Source organism: Paenibacillus sp. FSL R10-2736, from assembly GCF_038000245.1.
GTDB classification, from domain to species: domain Bacteria; phylum Bacillota; class Bacilli; order Paenibacillales; family Paenibacillaceae; genus Paenibacillus_AQ; species Paenibacillus_AQ phytohabitans.
The window spans coordinates 1,730,570-1,751,779 of the sequence record NZ_JBBOBN010000001.1; the positions used below are offsets into that span (position 1 = coordinate 1,730,570).

Consider the following 21,210-nt stretch of genomic DNA (forward strand, 5'->3'; position numbering starts at 1 on the left):
TGAATGAATAACAGGAAGGGACTGGGAACCATGCTGGAAGTGAAGGGAATTATACCTGCGATGGTCACTCCGCTGGATCAGCGGGAGGAGATTGACGAGAAGGCACTGCGGAAGATGGTGAACCGTTATATTGATGCCGGAGTGCACGGGCTGTTTTGCCTGGGGACCAACGGCGAATTCTTTAATCTTTCTTTTGAAGAAAAGCTGGAGGTAGCGCAAATCGTCATTGATGAGGCCCGCGGCCGTGTGCACGTATATGCAGGTGCAGGCTGTTCCGGAACACGCGAGACCAGCCGTCTGGCGCAAAGACTGGAGCAGGCGGGAGCGGACGCACTTTCCGTGATTACCCCTTATTTTCTTACCTATACGCAGGCTGAGCTGCAATACCATTTTGAAGCCGTAGCAGGGGATACATCGCTGCCCCTTGTGCTGTATACGATTCCGGTCCGTACAGGCAATACCCTCAGTGTGCAGACTGTGGCCAAGCTTGCGGAATTGCCGAATGTGGTTGGCATCAAGGACAGCAGCGGCAGCTTCGATAACATTCTGCAGCTGATCGACCGCACACCTGAATCCTTCTCCGTCCTTGCCGGAACGGATTCGCTGATTTTGTCCACGCTGATGGCGGGCGGCACAGGGGCTATTGCAGCAACGGCCAATATTTTCCCGGCAACAGTGGTGGCCATTTATGAGCATTGGCGCCGCGGTGAATATGAGCAGGCAGAGCAGGCGCAGCGTGTCCTCCGCGGTTTGCGGGCAGCCTTTGCGCTGGGTACCCTGCCTTCCGTGCTGAAAGCTGTGCTTGATGAAATCGGCTTGCCGGCTGGTCCGGCCCGGCGGCCGGTAGCTCCGCTCACCCCCCAGGCCTTGGAGGAAGTGCGCCGTATGGTGGCTGATTATACAGCGAGAGGGTTATTGTTGTAATTTTTCGGCCTATTGTATTGCAAATTGCAACTCCTATTAAAAATCAGTAGCACAAAAAAGGTTTTGTGCGCAATTTTCCATGAGGTATAGCTATTTTTGCATTAATTTTATACTTGGGTCATGAGATACTACTTCTGAAGACACTCTTAGTATTTCAAATTACACTTCGAGGGGGAACTAATAATGAGAAAAAAGAAAGCGTTTTATTTAGTCTTTGCCGCTCTGCTTGCTTCAGGGTCTGTGCTGGCCGGCTGCTCACAAAATACAAAAACGAATACCTCTAACAACGGCAACAGCGGGGCGGAAGGAAGCAGCAGCTTTTCTTATTTGATGCATGATAAATTTATCAACTGGCTGAAGGAAGACAAGTGGTATCCGCATGTGGAAACGGCAACAGGCACGACCGTTGAATTTGTTCCCGGCGGCTCTAACGATGATGAGTACTACGCTTCCGTGGACCAGAAAATTATTAGCCGTACCTTCCCTGATTCAGGTATTGTTTCCGTTTCACAGGCTACCGTATACGGCGCCCAAGGCGCGTTTGTCGACCTGGCTCCTTATATTGAAGAATTCGGGCCTAATATCAAGAGCTATATCGAGAAGAACCCCAGTTACAAAACGTTGATTACTGATAAGGACGGACAAATATTCGGACTGGTTGCCGAAGCTCCGCGTTTTGCAGACTTCATCTTCTACCGCGCCGATCATTTCGAGAAGGCCGGCATTACCGAGGCACCGCAGACGATTGACCAGCTGACCGATGCGATGCGCAAATTGAAAGCGTATTACGGCAAGGAGGATAAGAATTACTATCCGATGGTCGGACGTGAAGGCTATATCCGCTTCCAGAGCGCGTTCAATGCAGCCGCAAATTACGATGACGGCATATCCCGAGGGGTGTATGGCAACGGCAAAACAGGCACTGACCTGTATTCCGACGGATATAAGAAAATGGTGGAGTGGTATAAAACACTTTACAGCGAAGGCTTGATCGACCCTGAATGGGTGGCAGGCTCCGGTACGGAGGAAAGCTGGGAATCCAAAATGCTCACAGGACAAGGCTCCATCAGCTATGACTACCTGACCCGTCCATCCTGGTTCATGGATAATGGAGGACCGGACAACGATCCGGACTATAAGATTGCCATCCTGCCTTATCTGAAGGACCTGAACGGAAATCCTTCCGTGCAGACAACGGAAACCCAATACAATACCTTAAGAGCAATGGTTATCAACGCAGACAGTAAAGACAAAGCAGAGACGATTATCAAATTCCTGGACTATCTCTATTCCGATGAAGGCCAGACGCTGGTTTCATGGGGCGTTGAAGGGGAAAGCTATAAAGATGAGGGCGGAAATAAGCAGTACACGGTGGACTTCACGGAGCAGGAAGCAACGCCCGCCGGAGAACCGCGCTGGTCTTTCCTTAACGACCGTCTCACCTTCGTCAAGCCGATTGACAACGACGCGTTCTACTCCTGGAATACCGAGCTTGTACGCAATGCTGCATTGGAGCTGTTCACAGACGAAAGTCTGAAAACCGGTGTACAGGTGACATACTCTGCTGATCAGGCTAAACAACTGGCTGATCTTTCCGCCAAGGTCAATGAGGCGGTTACCGCAGGGGTGACGGAATTCGTCAACGGCAAACGCCCAATGAGTGAATGGGACGCCTTCCTCGGTGAAATGGAAACAGCAGGGTATAAGAAGATTGTTGCCATCCAGCAAGAAGCTTACGACGCCATGTACAAGTAAACAACAGCACCGGCCGCGCCTTCCCCCCGGAAGGCGCGGCACCTAAATACAGGGTACAAATTCAGATCAAATGGGTGGTGGAGAAAGTGATAACAAGTGACAGAATGACGCCTCTTCCCCGAAAAACAGGGATGCGCCGTTTTCTCGCCTATATGAATACGAACAAGCTCCTGCTGCTCATGCTTTTGCCCGGTTTGATCAGCCTGGTATTGTTCAAACTGGCTCCGCTGGGCGGGATGATTATCGCTTTTCAGGATTTCAGCGCTTTTCGAGGGGTGCTGGGCAGTCCGTTTGTCGGTCTGGAGCATTTTCAGCGAATCTTTGAAGACCCGTATATATGGACCCTAGTCAAAAATACGCTCATTCTCGCTTTCTATTCCCTGCTATTCACGTTTCCCATTCCGATTCTGTTCGCCTTGCTGCTGAACGAGGTGCGGGTCCGCTGGATTAAAGGAAGCGTGCAATCCCTGAGCTTCTTGCCTTATTTCATCTCTTCGGCCGTTATGGTCAGCATTCTGTACACGCTGCTCTCGCCTTCGACCGGCCTGGTTAACGACATTCTGGCCCGTTTTGGCCTGGACACCATCTACTTCATGGCTGAACCGGGATGGTTCCGCAGCAATTATGTACTGCTCCAGGTATGGCAGACCTTCGGCTATTCGGCAATCGTGTATATTGCAGCAATGGCAGCTATTGATCCATCCGTCTATGAATCCGCTTCACTGGATGGTGCCAGCCGCTTTCAGCAAATGTTTCACATCACGCTACCTTCCTTGAAGCCAACGCTTGCCATTATGCTGATTATCAGCGTCGGCAACATTTTCACGGTCGATCTGGACCGGATTTTACTTATGTACAATCAAAGCGTCTATGAGACGGCTGATGTTATTCAGACTTATGTATACCGCCTGGCCTTTGCCAGCACAGGATTCCCGGAATACAGCTACGGCACGGCAGTCAATCTGCTGAAATCGCTTGTTGCTTACGTTCTGGTTGTCGGAACCAACAAGCTGTCCACTAAATATTCCGATACACGGCTATTCTGAGAAAGGAGAAGGATGATGAGAACAAAGATCAGTCTGTTCGACATCTGCAATAATATTTTTCTGCTGTTGATCGCTCTTGTCTGCACGTATCCTTTCCTGTATATATTCTTTCTCTCTATCAGTGACGGAAGAAGCATCGCCTCAGGAGACGTCGTGTTCTTTCCGAAGAATCCTAACTTTGAAGCTTATCAATATATTTTGACGAATTCCAGTCTTGGCATTTTCCGCGGGCTGCTGAATTCGGGCATCTATACGGCGATTGGTACAGTTGTTGCGCTTATGCTGACGTATATGACGGCCTATGTGTTGTCCCGCAAGCAAATTAAGGGCCGCTTTCTGATCATGAGCCTGTTCGTGTTCACCTGGGTATTTGAAGCGGGAATTATTCCGGCCTACATTGTCTTGAATAAGCTTGGTTTTGTGGACAATTGGCTGGTAATGATTATTCCCAATGCGATCAATGTACAATTTCTGATTATTACCAAGACCTTCCTGGATGGTCTGCCAACAGAGCTGGAGGAAGCAGCCAAAATCGACGGCGCCAACGATTTTCAGGTTATGAGCCGCGTCTTTCTTCCCATTTCCAAACCGATTCTGGCCACAATCGGCGTCTTCTATGCCGTATTTATCTGGAACCAGTATCTGATGCCGCTTATTTACCTGCAAAATCCGAACCTGCAGACGATTCAGGTTATGCTGAAAAGACTTGTCATCAGCTCGGGCGATTCCAATACGGCCTTCCGCACGATTATCCAGGACGGCATTATGCTGAACCCCGGCAACCTGAAGGCAGCGGCCATCTTCGTAGCGATGGTGCCGATTGTGCTGATCTATCCGTTTGTGCAGAAGTACTTCAAGAAAGGGATTCTGCTTGGCTCTGTGAAGTAAGCCACTAATATAGAAGGATAAGTCATCGTGTGAAACCTATAAATTCATATATTTTAACCAAAGGAGTGCATTATGTTAAATAATCCAATGATTGAATTAAATGACCTTACTGAAGACGGAAAGCTGTATTTCAACCGCCGCCTCGGACTGGCGGAATCCCTATTGCCCTGTGATTTCGAAACAAGCCATGCCTGTGACCTGCAGGAGCTGCCCGGCGGCGATCTGCTCTGCGTCTGGTTTGCCGGTTCAGATGAAGGCAACCCGGATGTCAGCATCGTGATGTCCCGTCTGAACGCCGGGGCGGATGCCTGGACACCTGCTGTGAGAATTTCAGACGATAACGGCTTCAGCGAGCAGAATCCGTCCCTGTTTCTTCATCCGAACGGCGAGCTGTGGGTGATGTACACGGCCCAGCGGGCCCGTACCGCCGATGAGCCGCCGGAGTTCAATCTGCAGTACACCTCCAAGATTTACCGCAAGGTTTCCAGGGACAACGGGTATACCTGGGGGGAGGCGGAGGTTATGTTCCCGCGTGAAGGCTCATTCTGCCGCCAGAAAATTCAGATTCTCTCCAGCGGAAGATGGATCTTCGAGAACTGGATCTGCTTCAATGATGATACCCGCAACGGCAGCGATATTACGGTCATGAACATCTCCGACGATGAAGGCGCGACCTGGCGCAGCGTCGAGGTTCCCGGCAGCCGCGGCCGTGTGCACTGCAACGTGATCGAGATGGCGCCAGGGAAGCTGATCGGGCTCTTCCGCAGCCGCGCGGCAGACTATATTTACTTTGCCAAATCGGATGACAACGGGGAGACCTGGACGGAACCGGTACGCACTGAGCTGCCGAACAACAACTCCAGCATTTCCGCCATCAAGCTTGCGAGCGGCAAGCTCGCCATCATTTACAATGACCTGCGCTTCAATGATAAGCCGGATATTACCGTCTGGCCGTTTGAACGCTGTCCTGTTACTGTAGCCATTTCAGAGGATGAGGGCAGAACGTGGCCGTACCGCCGTCATGTGGAGACAGGTGAGGGCTTCAGCGGCCACAAAAATTTAATCCGCAACCGCCGCTATGAATATCCATGCATCATGCAGGCGGCGGATGGAAGTCTGCATGCAGCATATTCCTTCGGCAACCGCCGCACGATGAAATTTATCTCCTTCACGGAGCAGTGGGTTACCGGTGCCGAGTAACCGGAATGCTGCCGGGCTGAGCCCCTTTACGGGGCTCTTTTAAATATGAAAGGACGGCAGTGCTGTTTCCAGTTGGGCCGGTTGACAAAGAAAAAGCGGTGCGGTACAGTGAGAGACCTAAATTACGGCAACTTCATTGAGGTGAAGCAGAAATGGAAGAGCATATTGTACAGCATTTTTACACACCGGCCAAAACGCAAATGGAGCAGTCTGCCTATATAACCTGGGCCGGCCACCGGAAATGCGGCAAAGACCATGTCGTAGGCCCTCGCGTCCTGGAGACTTATAAAATGGTGTTTGTCCTCAGCGGCAAGGGCTATTTAACCCAAGGCGATCATGTCAACAAAATGCAGAACCAGGGAGACATGTTTATCCTGATTCCCAGGGAAAAGCATTTCTACTATGCCGACCCCGAGGACCCGTGGGAGATTATGTGGGTCTCCTTTGGCGGCCAGCATATTCCCTATTATCTGAATCTGATGGGGCTTGATATTAATCACTGCTGCCTGGCGGGAATTGCAACACATACCATTATTAATAAAATGCTGCTGCTGATCCAGGAGCTTCCGGAAGCGGGGAACGGGCAGCTGTTGTGCATTAGCTATCTGCTGCATATTTTCCACCTGGTTGAGCAGGGGGCAAAGCATTACGGTGAGGCGGGCCTACGGACCGGCTCTGAAAGCGTGGTACAGCAGGCCGTTCTGTTCATCGAGCAGAACTACTACATGCATATTGATGTGGATATGCTGTGCAAGCACGTCAACTATAGCCGTTCCTACCTCTCCCGTTACTTTAAGCGGATCACTGGAATGTCTATCCCGGAATATATCAGCAAAATCCGCATCCAGAATGCCAAAATGCTGCTGCAGAAGACTGACCTTAACATTCAGGAAGTATCAGCTTCCGTCGGGATCACGGATTCTCTCTACTTCTCCAAGATGTTTAAAAATGTAACGGGAGTCTCTCCCATGTCCTATAAGAAACACAACCAGGGGTTGTTGAACTAAAGCCATATTTATTGATGAATGGGGGAATACCCATGTTTGATTTTGAGCATAGCCTGAAGTTTAATGAGAAGGACCTGGATCTTCTAACGGTCGGTGAATTGCTGATTGACATGATATCGGAGGGGTACAGTGACTCCTATGAGTACAGCATGTACCACAGATATTTCGGAGGCTCGCCAGCCAATATCGCCATGAATACCAAGCGGCTGGGCATCCGCCCGCTTGTGGCGTCTGCGGTGGGGACGGATGGGCTTGGGCTGTTTCTGGTGGAGCATTTGCAGAGAGCCGGGATGGATACAAGCTGCGTACAGCATGTAAACGAAGCAACCAGCCTGGTGGTCGTAACCAAGAGCAAGTCCACGCCGGTCCCGATCTTCTACCGGGGAGCCGATTACCGGCTCACCTACACCGAGGAGCTGCGCTCAGCCCTGCTGCGGACGAAGATTGTCCATTTTTCCTGCTGGCCCCTGTCCAGACAGCCGGTGAGATCAGCGGTAGAGCAAGTGATCCGGGATGCGCGCCGGAACGGGGTTCTGGTCTGCTTCGATCCTAATTACCATCCGGCACTATGGGAGAAAGGGGAGGACGGGGTTAAGTATATAAAAACGATTCTCCCGCAAGTGGATATCGCCAAGCCGTCGGAAGACGATGCCGAGCGGCTGTTCGGGAAAGACACCCCGGAGAATCAGCTGCAGAAATTCCTGGACCTGGGAGTGAAGCTGGTCATTCTGACTTTGGGCAAAGACGGCGTGATCGCCTCAAACGGGCAGGAAACGGTGAAGATGGGTACGCTGGCTACGCAGGTGACAGATACGACGGGGGCAGGGGATGCCTTCTGGTCCGGCTTGTACACGGCGCTCATCAAGGGCTATCCGGTCCGCAAAGCGCTGGAGTTCGGGCTTGCAGTCAGCGCGTACAAGCTGCAATATACAGGGGCAGTCGTAGAGCTGCCGGAACTTGAGGCATTCAAGACGAAGTACCAAATCTAGGAGGGCGAGAGTTATGGCAATTCACAATCAAGTGCAGCTGATTACGTATCCCGACTCGCTGGGCGGGAACCTGCAGACCCTAAACCATGTGCTGGATGAGCATTTTTCAGATATTTTCAAGGGTGGCATTCATATCCTTCCCCCGTTTCCCTCCTCTGGAGACCGGGGCTTTGCTCCGCTAACTTATTTTGAGATCGAGCCTGCCTTTGGCTCCTGGGAAGATATTAAGAGGATTGGGGCGAAGCATGATGTGCTGCTGGATGTGATGGTTAATCATATTTCCCGGCAGTCTGAGTATTTCCAGGATTTCCTGAGACAGGGAAGACGCTCACCATACGCGGATTTGTTCCTGACACTCGACAAGGTCTGGGCTGACGGACAGCCTGTGCAGGCCGATATCGGCAAAATGTTTCTCCGCCGCCCCTTGCCTTATTCCACCTTCACGATCGGAGAGACGGGTGAAGAGGAGAAGGTATGGACGACCTTCGGCAAAACCGATCCCTCGGAACAAATTGACCTCGATATACATTCGGATAAGGTAAAGCAGCTGCTGACGGATATCTTCGGGAATTTCCGTAACAACGGCGTAAAGATTGTGCGGCTGGATGCTGTAGGTTACATCATCAAGAAGCTGGGTACAAGCTGCTTCTTCGTTGAGCCTGAGATCTACGGGTTCCTGGACTGGATCAGGGAGCTGGCCGATTCGCTTGATATCGAGCTGCTGCCGGAGGTTCATTCCCACTACAGCATTCAATATAAACTGGCGGAGCGCGGATTCTGGATCTATGATTTCATTCTGCCTTACCGCATCCTTGATACCCTTGTCAACAAAAATGCGGAAGCGCTGAAGGAATACCTGACTACGCGCCCTGCGAAGCAGTTCACGATGCTGGACTGTCATGACGGTATCCCCGTCAAGCCCGATCTCGACGGATTGATCGACACGAAGGAAGCACGTAAGCTGGTCGATGCTTGCCTTGAACGCGGCGCCAATCTGAGCCTGATTGTCTCTGAGGGTCATAAGGCCGAGGACGGATTCGATGTACACCAGATCCGCTGCTCCTACTACTCCGTGCTGAACAGTGATGATGACGCTTATCTGGCAGCACGTGCCATCCAGTTCTTCGCTCCCGGCATCCCGCAGGTGTATTACGCCGGACTTCTGGCCGGAGAGAACGATGACGAAGCGGTTCGCCGCACAGGAGAAGGGCGGGAGATTAACCGTCATAACTTCAGTATAGACGAGATTAAGCAGGCGCTTGGCAGGGGCGTAGTCCAGCGGCTCCTTGCGTTGATCCGGTTCCGCAACGAATATGGCGCGTTTAACGGTGAATTCCGCGTGCTGGAATCGGCAAGTCATGAGGTCCGGCTGCAGTGGACCAAGGGAGCTCTGCGCTGCACGCTGCATATTGATCTGGCCATCAACCGGACGGTCATCGATTATGTGGGACCGGAAGGGCCGAGTGTTCAGTTTGAGGTTTGAGGTATAGAATGATCAAATGGTAAATTTGCCGGACATCCATTTCTGGCGATCGGATAAATATATGGCTATTTTACGCCGGATTTGTCGGGCATTGGTTGAGATTGTGGCATCGACTTGTATAACCGCCTCCGATATAATGACTGTGAATTGGATCAGGCCATGCGTAAATGCTGTAAATGTTACGCTGGCTTGAATTTTCACGGGAGAGGAGCGAAACAAACAGGATGACCTTACCTTTGGCAGCCAAGTTCCATTCTTTATCCGAAGGAGTCAGAGTTATAATGCTCGATGAGCAGCATTTCCGGATTGAAACCGCTTTAACGGGGGGCAGCGCTGAGCTGGATTTGTCAATTGTTGAAGCAGGTATTTGGAAGGAATATGAATATTTAACCGCTGATTTTTACCATGAATGTCATGATGTGCTGGTTATTATTTTCACATTTCAGGATCAGGCCGGAAGGTCAATCTCGGTTCATTATGGGCTGCTTCCCCGTGTAAGAACGCGGCTGTGTTTACCGTTCACGGCATTAAATGGCGAGAAGCTGTTCCTGGACCGTTATCCCGGTGTCCTGCAATCGGTGCTCCGGGGAGATTCGTTCGTGGACCGGAGCCGGATTACCGGACTATCGGTCAGTACGATTCCTTCGGTCACAGCAAGGCACTTCGAAATGTCAGGCCTGCGCTTAACCCGGACAGAGCCGGAATTCGATTATGCACCGGTCTCCTATATCGATGAGCTGGGGCAGCTCTCTTGGAAGGAATGGCAGGGGAAAACCCTGTCTTCCGGAGATATGGTATACGTATTGAATGAGGAGCTGGATAAAGCGCGGCAGGCAGAGGATGCTTCCAGATGGCCGACAGGTTCGTATGGAGGTTGGAAGGGTTTGCAATTTGCCGCTACCGGATTTTTCAGGACAGAATTCGACGGAACCCGGTGGTGGTTTGCCGACCCCGAAGGCTATGCTTTATTCAGTGCAGGCATAGACTGCATCGGGCCTTCATCAGGGATACGGGTAACGGGGATGGAGCATTTGCTGCCGGAGCTTCCTGACCGGGAGGGGCTGTTCAGAGATGCATGGAGCGAAGAGGGCTACGATCCTTTTATCGCCAATATGATTCAGGCGTTCGGGGAGCAGTGGCGGGAGTGCTGGAGAGAATTGACGGAGTGGAGATTGAAGGAATGGGGCATCAACACCATCGGCAACTGGTCGTCCCCCGACTTCATCGGCAGCTCCAAGCTGCCTTATGTGTATCCGATGCACAGCTTTCCATCGACGGGAATATCGATTTACCGTGATTTCCCCGATGTATTCAGCTCCGAATACGAGGAGAAGGCGTTAGCTTTCGCCCGGCAGCTGGCTGTTCTTAAGGAAGACAAGAGAATGGTAGGGTATTTCATGCGGAACGAACCGCAGTGGGCTTTCGTTGATGGACTGAATTTAACGGCGGAGATGCTGCGGAGCCCGGTTTCATCCGCATCCAAATACCGTCTGATTGCCTGGCTTGAAGAGAAATACGGCTCCGTGGACTGCTGGAATGCAGCCTGGGAATCCTCGTACGATGCTTTCCGGGATCTATTGGACAATAATAATACACACCCGGATGGTAATGAAGAACAGAAAAAGGATTTCACGTTATTTAACCGGATGATGATCAGGCGTTATGTGGAAATTCCTGCGAAGGCTTGCAAGGAAGCGGATCCTCATCACTTAAATCTGGGTATGCGCTATGCCTGGATCTCTAACGAAGACCTCCTGGAAGGCTGTGAAGCGTTCGATGTATTCAGCATCAATTGCTATCAGCTTCAGCCGGATCAGGAGCTTATTGAGCAGATCAGCAGGAAGCTGAAGCGGCCGGTAATGATCGGGGAATATCACTTTGGAGCTGCAGATTCCGGCTTGCCGGCTTATGGTATCCGGGCTGTCGCTACCCAGCGGGAGCGGGGACTCGCGTACCGCTACTATGTTGAACAAGCTGCGGCAATACCCGGCCTGATCGGTGTTCATTATTTTCAGCTTAATGATCAGACCGTGTTAGGGCGGTTTGACGGGGAGAATTATCAGATTGGAGTCATAGATGTCTGCCAGCAGCCATATCAGGCTTTTGTGGAGCAGATGGTGACTGCACACCGGAACATGTATGCAATCCGCACAGGCCAAGTACAATCAACTGTCCAGGCGCCTGAAGAAATACCAAAGACAGGCTTTTAAATGAATTATGAGCAAACGAAACAGCCGTCACCACGCTGAATAATGCGCGGGTGACGGCTGTTTCGATTAAGCTGAATTGCCGGTTATTTCAGTTCCATTGCAGACATGACATCGACTTCATTCGCTTTCTTTAACCAGTCGTTCACTTCCTCTGTAATCTGCGTTCCGCCTTTTTCATGCCACTGCTTGACGAACTCATCATAGGACTCAAGCGGTTCCTTGCTGTAGATGATCTTGGTGAAAGTCTCGCGCTCCATGGTGAGAAGCTGCTCCCAGGAAGACTGCATTGTTTTGGTAGGCACGCCATTGAAGGCGTTGGGAAGCAATACGTCTTTATTCTCATATGAGATCACAAATCCGTCTTTTGTCGTTTGGTCCCCCGGAGCCGCTGCCCGCATCAGGACGCCATTGTCTGGAGTGGCACCGTTAGCCAAATCATAATAGGGTTTGCCTGCTTCGTCTATGCTTGGCGTATTTTTGGTGAAGGTCATCTTGCCAGCAGCCTGAATGACTTCAAGCGGTGTATTAAACTTTGTGGGATCAAAGACGATCTCACCATTCACGATATCGTAGTCATAGCCCTCTGCATAACCGTATTTGAAATCACCCGTTCCGAATGCCGCATCATATAATTTGTCATAGTACAGGAAGAAAGCTTCCATATTAGTGAAATTCTTATTGAACATGAAGACACCGTCGTTAAGCTGGCCCGCCTGATAGGTTTTGTCTTCTTTTACGCCTTTAATCGTCGGATATGCGGAGATCTTGGCCCCGCTGATATTCTTCTCGACATCCTTCACGCTGCCATACAGCCAGGGACGTCCGATAATGATGCCAGCTTTGCCTTCCGTGAAATCAGCGAGTGCATCCCAGGCTCCTTGTGTGGCCAGCTCCTTGTTCAGATAGCCTTTGGAATACCAGTCACGAAGTTTGGCGAGAGCTTCCTTATTGCCGTCTGCTACCGATCCGTAGGTGAGCTTACCATTGTCGTTGTACCACTGGCCGGGAAGGTGTTTCCCGGTATAAGCACTGAAGATCATTACCGGATCACTGACCCAACCGGTGTTATAGCTTTCTTTGCCAGAGAAATCAAATCCATAGGTATCCTTTTTGCCGTTTTCATCAGGATCGTCGTTCGTGAAGGCAGCAATAACCTTTTCAAATTCATCGATTGTTGTGGGCGCTTTCAAATTTAATTTATCCAGCCAATCCTGCCGGATCAACATCACTTGACCTTCGGTCAAGGTGGGGGAGATAGCCATGCCGTATACTTTGCCGTCCTGGATAACCGGATTGAAGGTTGTCGGATACTTCTTATAAACCTCCTTCAGCCGGTCCGGCATATAATTCTTGATATCCTCTGTAATCTCCTTCACTTGCCCGGACTGGATGAGGTCATTCGCGAGTGATGTGTCGTATACCGGAATAATATCCGGCAGCTTCTCGGATCCGGTGAGGGCAAGACGGAGCTTGGTGTTATAGTTGGCAGCGTCACCGCCGAGCAGCGTTGTTTCAATTTTGATACCCAGGTTATCTACACCCCAGCGGGTCATCACGTTGTCGTTCAGGCTATCGCCGTTAATATATTTGCCTGCGTTCTCATCCTGCTGCTTAGCCGAGGTAATGGTGATTACCGGGTCATATTTCCCGTCTTTCAGCGTTGCGTCTGATGCGGCGGTGCTCCCGCTGTTCTTCGATACACAGCCGGCAAGCATGCCGGCCATCAGCAATGAGGATGCGGCTACCGCAAAGGTTTGTTTCGGCTTCATAGATAGGTCTCCTTTATGATGGGTTTTAGCGTTGGCTCCAGTTCATTCCTTTACAGCACCGAGAACGATTCCCTTAACAAAAAATCGTTGCAGAAACGGATAAACGAGAATAATCGGCAGCGTACTCACAAAGATTTGTGCAGCCTTGATACTCTGCTCCGACATGGCAGCCGCCTCGGATTGGCTCAGTGCCATGCTCTGTGCTGAGCTTTGGACTACAACGGTTTGCAGAAAAGAGGCGAGAGGGTAGTTGGCTGTATTAGACATATACAGAATTCCGTCAAACCAGGAATTCCAGTGCCCGACCATAATGAACAGGCCGACTGTAGCCAAGCCCGGAAGAGATAGGGGAAGGTAAATCTTTACGAAAATGCCGAAGAAGGAAGCTCCGTCGATAAAAGCCGCTTCTTCCAGTGCCTTCGGAATGGTCTTGAAGAAATTCATAATCAGGATCAGATTATAAGCGCCGAAAGCTCCAGGCAGTACCAGTGCCCAAATTGTGTCTTTCATGCCAAGACTGGTCACCAGAATATAGGAGGGAATCAGTCCGCCCGAGAACAGCATAGTGAACACGAAGATCCACATTAAGGCATTGCGCCCGCGGAATTCTTTGGACAATGCATATCCGGCAGTGGTGATTACGAACATGCTGATAAGCGTCCCGAGGACGGTGCGTACTAAGGAGATCAGCATGGATCCGGTGAAGTTTGAATTTCTGAACGTTTTTTCATAAGCTTCGGTTGTGAAATGTACGGGCCAAAAGGAGACCAGATTACCGTTGACCGCAGCCTTGCTGCTGAAGGATTGGGCAAGCAAATGCAGCAGGGGCAGCAGGCAGGTTAGGGCAACCAGAATGAGCAGAAAATGATTGAACACAGAAAATACTTTATATCCCTTAGTCTTGTGATACATATCCGGTCTCCTTTCTAGAAGATTTTGTAATTCGCCAGCTTATAAGCGATCCGGTAGGAGATGACAATCAGAATAAAGCTAATTCCGGATTTAAACAATCCAACCGCAGTACCGTAGCCGTATTGTCCGTTGAGCAGAGAGGAGCGGTATACATAGGTATCTATAATGTCGCCGGTGCTGTATACCAACGGATTATAGAGATTGAAAATCTGATCAAAGCCTGCATCAAGAATGCTTCCTAAACTCAACGTCGAGATCACTATAATCATCGGCAGCATACTGGGCAGGGTTACATGGCGGATTTGCTGCCTGCGGGTTGCCCCGTCAATCTCGGCTGCTTCGTAGTAAGAGGGATCGATACCTGTAATCGTTGCCAGATAGACGATCATACTAAATCCGAAGTTCTTCCAAAGATCACTGATGATGACCGTCGGACGGAAGTAGGCGGGATCACCTAAGAAAAAAATCGGCTCTGTTCCAAAGACGCTGGAGAGGAAATGGTTAACACCGCCGTCAAGACCCAGAATATCAATCATAATTCCTGCTACCGTGACCCAGGATAGGAAGTGAGGCAGGTAAACCAGCGTCTGAATGCTCTTCTTGAGTCCGACACTGCGGATTTCACTAAGAAGTATTGCCATAATAATCGGAACAATAATACCGACCACAATCTTGAAGACAGCAATAATCAGCGTGTTGATAATGGCCTGTGTTGATTCTTCATATTGAAAAATTCTCACGAAGTTATCCAGACCAATCCACTCTGAGCCTGTGATCCCAAGCCATGGCTTGTAGTTTTGAAAGGCCATGACTAGACCGACCATGGGAGCATAAGCGAAAATTAAGACAAACATCAAAGCCGACATACACAGTATATACAAAGGCCAGTGCTGTTTGATTTCTTTCTTCCACGGATTTTTTCCGGTCTTTTGAAATTTCTCCGCTTTAACCCGGTTTACCTTTGTATCCAGTACCTGTGAGATAGGCGTTACCCCCTTTCACAATCATTTTGTCTGTGCTGCTACTTAAGACTAACAAAAGCGCTTACATCACGAAATGCCATAAAATAAATATTATAACCACGATCTTAACAAGATGAACAAAAGGCCTTCTACAGGCAAGCGCTTCTCTTTTGCTTTAAGGAAGGTTGCGCTATTATAGGGAGACGGTCAGCCGTGGTGTTGAAAGGAGGTCTCTGTTTTGAAAAAAATAAATATGAAGCGCTTTATATATTTCTTCGTATTCTTTCTTACGCTTACTCTGGTTTTGTTCTATGTCATGGAAACGCATAGTGCCAAGACACTTAAGCAGAGCCTGATCCAATCTTCCAAGAATCAGGTCATCTATACGGATAGTATGCTGGAAGGTGTGCTTTCTGAGGCCAGGACATATGCAATCCAGTATACGACAGACAGCTCGGTCCGTTATTACGAGAAGCAAAAACAGGTTCTAAGCACGTATGATTCCCAAATGAAGAAGAATGATATATGGTCTATGATCAATAATACGCTGGTGTCCAGCCAGTCGGTGGAAATGGTGGGTATCTATTGGAGATCGGACGGAACCTTCATCTCTACGATGAGCGGTCAAAGCGCTGAGCCCTTCAAAGAGGTGCAGCGCAGGGGATGGGAGACGATTAATGGAAGCTTGTACTTTTTTTCTGTCTATCCCTATATCCAACAACCCAGCAGTCTCATGGATATTCAATATGTTGTAGGGGTCAAGATCAAAACGGATTATCTGATGGGTCTGCTTGATAAAGCTCTGAACAGTGAGAATGCGGATGCCTTCTTTCTGCTGAACAAAAGCCTGCTGGTTGGAACCCGGAGCATGAACTCCGACATTGTTGAAGCGGCTAAAGGGATGATTGCAGCCAATCCGGGCCAAGTGATGGAATACAATTATAAAGCGGCTGATGGAAACTACGTCATTCTGTCCAAATATACTGAACCGATAGATTCCTATTTAATTACATACACACGTATGAACGATGTTCTGAATCCACTTAACCGGAATCATCAGGTATTCTTTATCAGCATTTTAATTATTCTGATCATTGGTCTGTTCGTAATCGCGATGTTCTACCGTAACTTTTACCGCAATGTATATTTGCTGCACAAGCGCTTCTATCAGGTAGAGCATGGCGACTACGGTACGCGGATCAAAGAAAATCCGGGCAATGAATTTGACAGCCTGTTCAAAAGCTTCAACCACATGGTGTCGCAAATCCAGGCGCTGTTTGATTCGCTTGCATCGGAGACGGAGCTACGCCAGAATGCAGAGCTGAAGCAGCTTCAGGCGCAGATCAATCCGCATTTTTTGTACAACAGCCTTTTCTTTATTATGTCGATGGCCAAGGCATCACCGGATGCAGTCATACAGATGAGCAAGCATTTAGCCGAATATTACCGTTATCTGACAAAGCTTGACTCCAGGCATGTATCTGTAGCTTCCGAACTGGCGCTGTCAGATCATTATTTGGCGATCATGGCACTGTGCAAGCAAATTAATTACCGGATTGAATTGCCGTATGACATCGGGCTAAGGCGGATTATGCCCCTGATGATTCAGCCCATCGTCGAGAATGCGATTCAGCACGGCATTGAAGAGCAGCAGGGGGCACACCGTGTATTCATCGCAGCCGAGGAAATGGGCCAGGGTGTTAAAATCACCGTTTCCGACGATGGGAAGGGGCTTCCGGCAGACGGGCTGCAGCAGCTCCGGGAGCATATAGCACAGGAAGAGGCCCCGATGGGAACAACAGGTATCGGACTATGGAACATTAATAGGCGGCTCAAAAATTCCTATGGCAATAACAGCGGGTTGTTTTTTTATACGAATGAATGGGGAGGACTCTCGGTCAGCCTGCACATCGATTTTCAACTGGAAGAAGGGGATTAGTGTGAAAGTATTGATCGTGGATGATGGGCATTACATCGTGGAGTATTTGAAGCATTTGCTGAATTGGAGAGAATTCGGTGTGAACCAGGTGGACACCACGACAAATTCCATTGAAGCCAAGCGAATGCTGGAAGAATCTCCCGCTGATATTCTGATCACTGATATCCGTATGCCTGAAGTTTCGGGGATTGATCTGCTTGAGTATGTCAGTACGTTGAGATTGAAGACCAAGGTGATATTTCTGTCAGGTTATTCAGAATTTGAATATGCACAAAAGGCAATCCGTCTGGGAGCATTCGATTATTTGTTAAAGCCTGTGGATAAAGAGGATATGGAAAAGGTCATACGAAATGTCACGAAAGAGGTCACAGCGAGCAAACCTGCAAGTGATACGATCATGGAGCCTTATGACAGTCTGGGCTATCTGCTGTCGGTTATTACTGAGAATGGCTCTCTGATTCAGGAATGTAAACCCTTAAGCAGCGGTTGTGAACAAAAGTCTATGCGGTTCTTCCAGCTGTCTGCCGCGGATACTGAAGTGGAGACCAAGCTCCAGAAGGCCGTGGATGGTCCTGATGCATTCATTTGGACGACATCTTCTTGTTTGGTAGGGATGATTCCTGAACCGGAAACCCGGAAATTAAAAGCTGCTCTTCCCTCCATCACCTTGTCGGCACCATTTCAGTTGAATCTCAAGGATTCGGTCCGATCTTCTTTCTATCAATTCTTCTATCAGGAAGAGGTAGTTCCGGGCGACTTCAATATGCTGCGGAGCATAGATGCATTCTCCAAGCTGGAGTCACGGAAATGGGAGTGCTCCAGGCAAAGAATTCAGAAGCAGTTTCCTAAGTTCATGCACAGGAAAGAGAGAATCATGTATCTGCTGGAGGCGATTTATTTCCTGTATCTTACCAATGACAAACTGCATGCCAAGGAGATTCTAGATTGGATTATTGTTCGGCTAAAGCAGCCGGAGGAAGTGTATGAAGATGTAATGCTGGCCGTCTCACGCTTGGGCAGGGATGCGGATTTTTCCAATGATGACATCATCGATAACATCCGGAAGTATATCGCCGGCAATCTCGCTGAAGCACTCAGTCTTGAAGATTTAGGGAGAATTGTCCATCTTCATCCTGTATATCTATCCAAGTTCTACAAGCAGGAGACTGGAGAGAACCTGTCCAGCTATATATCGGTCAAACGGCTTGAACGCGCTGCCACGCTATTAACCGACTCCAAGCTACATGTGATGGATATTTCTCATATGGTGGGTTATAAGAAGTCGCAATATTTTATTAAGCTTTTTAAGGAGCGGTATGGCGTGACTCCCCAGCAATATCGTAAGCAGCAGATCAAACTGAAATAAACCCGTTTTCGCAAATAAAATGAATAAATCGAAAGATTTTATAATAGTAAAGAAATTTAAAAAGCTGGTATCATGAAGAGAGTGCAGGAAGCTTGCTTCCTTGGAGGTTATTGAAGGTTATTAATGAAAGCGTTTTATTTAGCGGGTGCCAAAAAGTAAGCGGGTATACAGAGAAAAGGGGGAGGAGCATGAACAAATACGGTTATAAAAAAACCATATTCAATCACCTGGTTTTATCCTATACCATTCTTTCTGTTGTTCTAATCAGCACGATGGGCGGCTACTGGTATACCCAGGCCAACCGTATGATGGATCAGGAAATCGCCAAGGACAGTGTCACCCGGCTGAATGCCGTTCAGACGTTTATTGAACAGACACTGCTCAAAAAATATGAGGATAACCTGCAAAACAAGGCCTTGTCCATCAATTTTATCCAAAGCAACGCCAATCTGAGCCAGCTGCTGTATGGGGGCTGGAAGGGGAATCTGAGCCGGGCGGCTTCCTTCAATAATGATCTGGAGTTCTTCAAAGTGGAGAATACGGGTGTCACCAATGTGGCGGTATATTTCCCAGGGAATGATTATGTGGTGGATGCGGACAAATTTTATATGAAAACGGCCAATTCGCTGGAATCGGGATTCTACTGGAAACTGGCCCATATGCCGCTGAAGAAGTGGACGGTCCGGACTAACGCAAACGGTGAGCAGGTTATCAGCTATGTGATTAAGCTTCCTTATCAATTGCCGAGCGTGAAGGCTGCAGGGTATTTCATCATTGATGTAGGCGTGAATTATCTGCAGACCGTTGTGGCGCCGATGCTCAGTTCCCCGGAAGATAAGCTTCTTGTGTTGGATGGAACGGATCATGTGCTATTCTCAGCCGGCGGGGAGAACAGCAGAATCGATGAGCTTTTGCAGGAAGCGCTTGGTTCGGGATCTGCCCAGGAAAGAAGGATTAAGGAGGGCGGAGTTCCTGGAGTCTTGTCACAGCTTCCATCCGTTCATTCGGCTCATCAATGGACCTATGCGATGTACCGGCCGACCAACACCGTAGAACTCTTCACCGAGCATCTAAAAACAGGGCTGTATACCGCTTCTGCCATTATTATTCTGTTCGGACTTCTTATCTCTTTCCTGTTCTCCAAACAGCTCTATATTCCCATCAAACAGCTGATGGCCAAGATCGGCAGCTTCCAGCCGGCCCATTCTCATCTCTCCCGCGGGAATGAGTATATGATTATCGGGGATACCTTTTCATTAATGAAAGACAAGATCGTGGATCTGGAATCCCAGGCGAGGAAAAGTGAGCTTATCAACCTGCTGCTGGGGGTCAGCCAGAGCGAGGAGCCTCAGGAAAGAGTACTGCCCGATACCGCTTATTGCGCAGCATACCTTCAGCTTACCGCAGGGGAGCCGGAGGGGTTGAAAGCCAGGTATGAGCTCTATAGCACGCTTCCGGGAGAATTCATCTCGCTCAATGCAAGAGAGGCGGTCATTCTTTACTACCTGGAGCAGGAGCATGGATTTGACCCGTCCTTCCTTATCAATGATCTGCAGGGGCTGCAGCGGATATCCGGCGAGGGCTTCACCTTTCAGGCGGCCATCGGCCGGAAGGTGCACTCTGCTGAGGACATCCCGGATTCCTACCAGACGGCGCAGCAGGCCAGCCGGTATCATTTTATCTACGGCAGGCACACGGTTATTTCATTTCACAAGACGCAGTCCCTGAATGCGGAGCCTATGTTCTTCAATTTTGAGCATTACAGCAATGCACTGAAGGCAGGGGACCTTAAGGGAGTGAATGATTTCCTCGATACCTTTGTCTCGTCGCTGCATAAAGAGGAGGTCCAGATTGATGCCGCAGAGCTGGCTGTGCTTCAGCTGATTGCCCAGCTCTACCAGTGTGTGATCGAGCTGAAGCTGCAGCATCTGCTTCCGTATTCCAATCTGTTTGAGGAACTGAAGAAGGATACCCTGTACGAAACGATGACAAGCATCAGGAAGCTGTGTACAGAAATTACAGAACTGATGAATGCTGAAGGCAATCATGCCCACGCAGAGGTTATCCGTACTTTACAAGCCTTCATATCCAGTCACCTGCATGAGGACTTATCGCTGCAGATTCTGTCGAGGGAAGTCTCGCTGGCACCGGCTTATATCTCCACCCTATTCAGTGAAGTCACCAAAACCCCGTTCACCGAGTATGTAACGAAGCTGAGACTGGAGAAGGCCGCCGAGCTGTTGATTGCCGATTCGCGGCTGTCTATCGCGGTAATTGCCGAGCAGGTCGGCTACCGTAATCCGCAATATTTTCACAGTAAATTCAAAGCCCGGTACGGCGTCACCCCAGTCCAATACCGGAAATCGCATAAGGACCACGAGGATTGGATCACTTTGGAGAATTGAATGTCCTAGCAACGCCAGCCTTAAATATTAATTATCCCGAACCTTCACGCCAATGAAGGTTTTTTGTTTGTATAGGAAATGATGCAGTTTGAAAAGGTGAGGATAACGGTGAAGAAGCGGCTTATGCGGCGTGGAACGACACCTACGGGAGTCGAGATACCGCGGCAGCTGAAATATAGATGGATATTCTACACTTGCTAAAGGGCGAAGGAAGCAATGTCAAACAGCAAGTGGAAAAAGAGCACTTAATATCGGGGCAATAGACAAGAGTAAGAGAAATATACGAAATTAAGATACGTTTATCCAATTAATAATCTCAACGATACTAAAATAGCAAAAATAAGATACGTTTTAC

15 protein-coding genes are annotated in these 21,210 nt (G+C 49.2%); 12 read left to right on the forward strand and 3 right to left on the reverse strand.

What is annotated here, in order from left to right; all coding sequences use genetic code 11:
• Positions 1-3 precede the first annotated feature (3 nt).
• From dapA to NSQ73_RS07400, 9 genes are all read left to right on the forward strand, one after another.
• The gene (dapA, locus tag NSQ73_RS07360; protein WP_340985930.1) at positions 4-924 is read left to right on the forward strand and encodes a 4-hydroxy-tetrahydrodipicolinate synthase; all 921 of its coding nucleotides are present in this window, start codon (positions 4-6) and stop codon (positions 922-924) included.
• 183 nt (positions 925-1,107) lie between these two features.
• Positions 1,108-2,679: an extracellular solute-binding protein gene (locus NSQ73_RS07365; protein ID WP_340985931.1), complete on the forward strand. Its 1,572-nt coding sequence runs from the start codon at positions 1,108-1,110 to the stop codon at positions 2,677-2,679.
• Positions 2,680-2,765: 86 nt separating this feature from the next.
• On the forward strand, positions 2,766-3,725 hold the full coding sequence (locus NSQ73_RS07370) for an ABC transporter permease (RefSeq protein ID WP_197074269.1): 960 nt from the start codon (positions 2,766-2,768) through the stop codon (positions 3,723-3,725).
• A 12-nt stretch (positions 3,726-3,737) separates the two neighbouring features.
• Positions 3,738-4,613 (forward strand): carbohydrate ABC transporter permease, encoded by an 876-nt coding sequence (locus NSQ73_RS07375; RefSeq protein ID WP_052421997.1) that lies wholly within the window; start codon positions 3,738-3,740, stop codon positions 4,611-4,613.
• Positions 4,614-4,685: 72 nt separating this feature from the next.
• Positions 4,686-5,813 carry a sialidase family protein gene (locus NSQ73_RS07380; protein WP_336103278.1) on the forward strand — a complete coding sequence of 376 codons (1,128 nt, stop codon included), beginning with the start codon at positions 4,686-4,688 and terminating at the stop codon, positions 5,811-5,813.
• A 152-nt stretch (positions 5,814-5,965) separates the two neighbouring features.
• A complete protein-coding gene (locus NSQ73_RS07385; protein ID WP_340985932.1) occupies positions 5,966-6,820 on the forward strand; it encodes an AraC family transcriptional regulator in 855 nt (284 codons plus the stop codon).
• 32 nt (positions 6,821-6,852) lie between these two features.
• Entirely contained in the window at positions 6,853-7,809 is a 957-nt protein-coding gene (locus NSQ73_RS07390) for a carbohydrate kinase family protein (RefSeq protein ID WP_340985933.1), read from the forward strand.
• Positions 7,810-7,822: 13 nt separating this feature from the next.
• Positions 7,823-9,292, forward strand: coding sequence for a sucrose phosphorylase (gtfA, locus tag NSQ73_RS07395; protein WP_340985935.1), 1,470 nt, complete (start codon positions 7,823-7,825; stop codon positions 9,290-9,292).
• A 224-nt stretch (positions 9,293-9,516) separates the two neighbouring features.
• Positions 9,517-11,502, forward strand: coding sequence for a beta-galactosidase (locus NSQ73_RS07400; RefSeq protein WP_340985936.1), 1,986 nt, complete (start codon positions 9,517-9,519; stop codon positions 11,500-11,502).
• An 83-nt stretch (positions 11,503-11,585) separates the two neighbouring features.
• On the opposite strand, the gene NSQ73_RS07405 is transcribed toward NSQ73_RS07400, so the two are convergent.
• Genes NSQ73_RS07405 through NSQ73_RS07415 form a run of 3 tightly spaced genes read right to left on the reverse strand, consistent with a single transcriptional unit; the run spans position 11,586 to position 15,049 of the window.
• Complete coding sequence (locus NSQ73_RS07405; protein ID WP_340985937.1) at positions 11,586-13,271, reverse strand: hypothetical protein; 1,686 nt, start codon at positions 13,269-13,271, stop codon at positions 11,586-11,588.
• Between the two features lie 42 nt (positions 13,272-13,313).
• Positions 13,314-14,183, reverse strand: coding sequence for a carbohydrate ABC transporter permease (locus tag NSQ73_RS07410; protein ID WP_340985938.1), 870 nt, complete (start codon positions 14,181-14,183; stop codon positions 13,314-13,316).
• 14 nt (positions 14,184-14,197) lie between these two features.
• Positions 14,198-15,049, reverse strand: coding sequence for an ABC transporter permease (locus NSQ73_RS07415; RefSeq protein WP_340985939.1), 852 nt, complete (start codon positions 15,047-15,049; stop codon positions 14,198-14,200).
• Positions 15,050-15,383: 334 nt separating this feature from the next.
• On the opposite strand from NSQ73_RS07415, the gene NSQ73_RS07420 reads away from it, so the two are divergent.
• The 3 genes from NSQ73_RS07420 (at position 15,384) to NSQ73_RS07430 (ending at position 20,855) form a co-directional block, all read left to right on the forward strand.
• The gene (locus NSQ73_RS07420) at positions 15,384-17,084 is read left to right on the forward strand and encodes a sensor histidine kinase (RefSeq protein ID WP_340985940.1); all 1,701 of its coding nucleotides are present in this window, start codon (positions 15,384-15,386) and stop codon (positions 17,082-17,084) included.
• Position 17,085: 1 nt separating this feature from the next.
• A complete protein-coding gene (locus tag NSQ73_RS07425) occupies positions 17,086-18,450 on the forward strand; it encodes a response regulator transcription factor (protein WP_340985941.1) in 1,365 nt (454 codons plus the stop codon).
• Positions 18,451-18,638: 188 nt separating this feature from the next.
• On the forward strand, positions 18,639-20,855 hold the full coding sequence (locus NSQ73_RS07430; RefSeq protein ID WP_340985942.1) for a helix-turn-helix domain-containing protein: 2,217 nt from the start codon (positions 18,639-18,641) through the stop codon (positions 20,853-20,855).
• Positions 20,856-21,210: the final 355 nt, after the last annotated feature.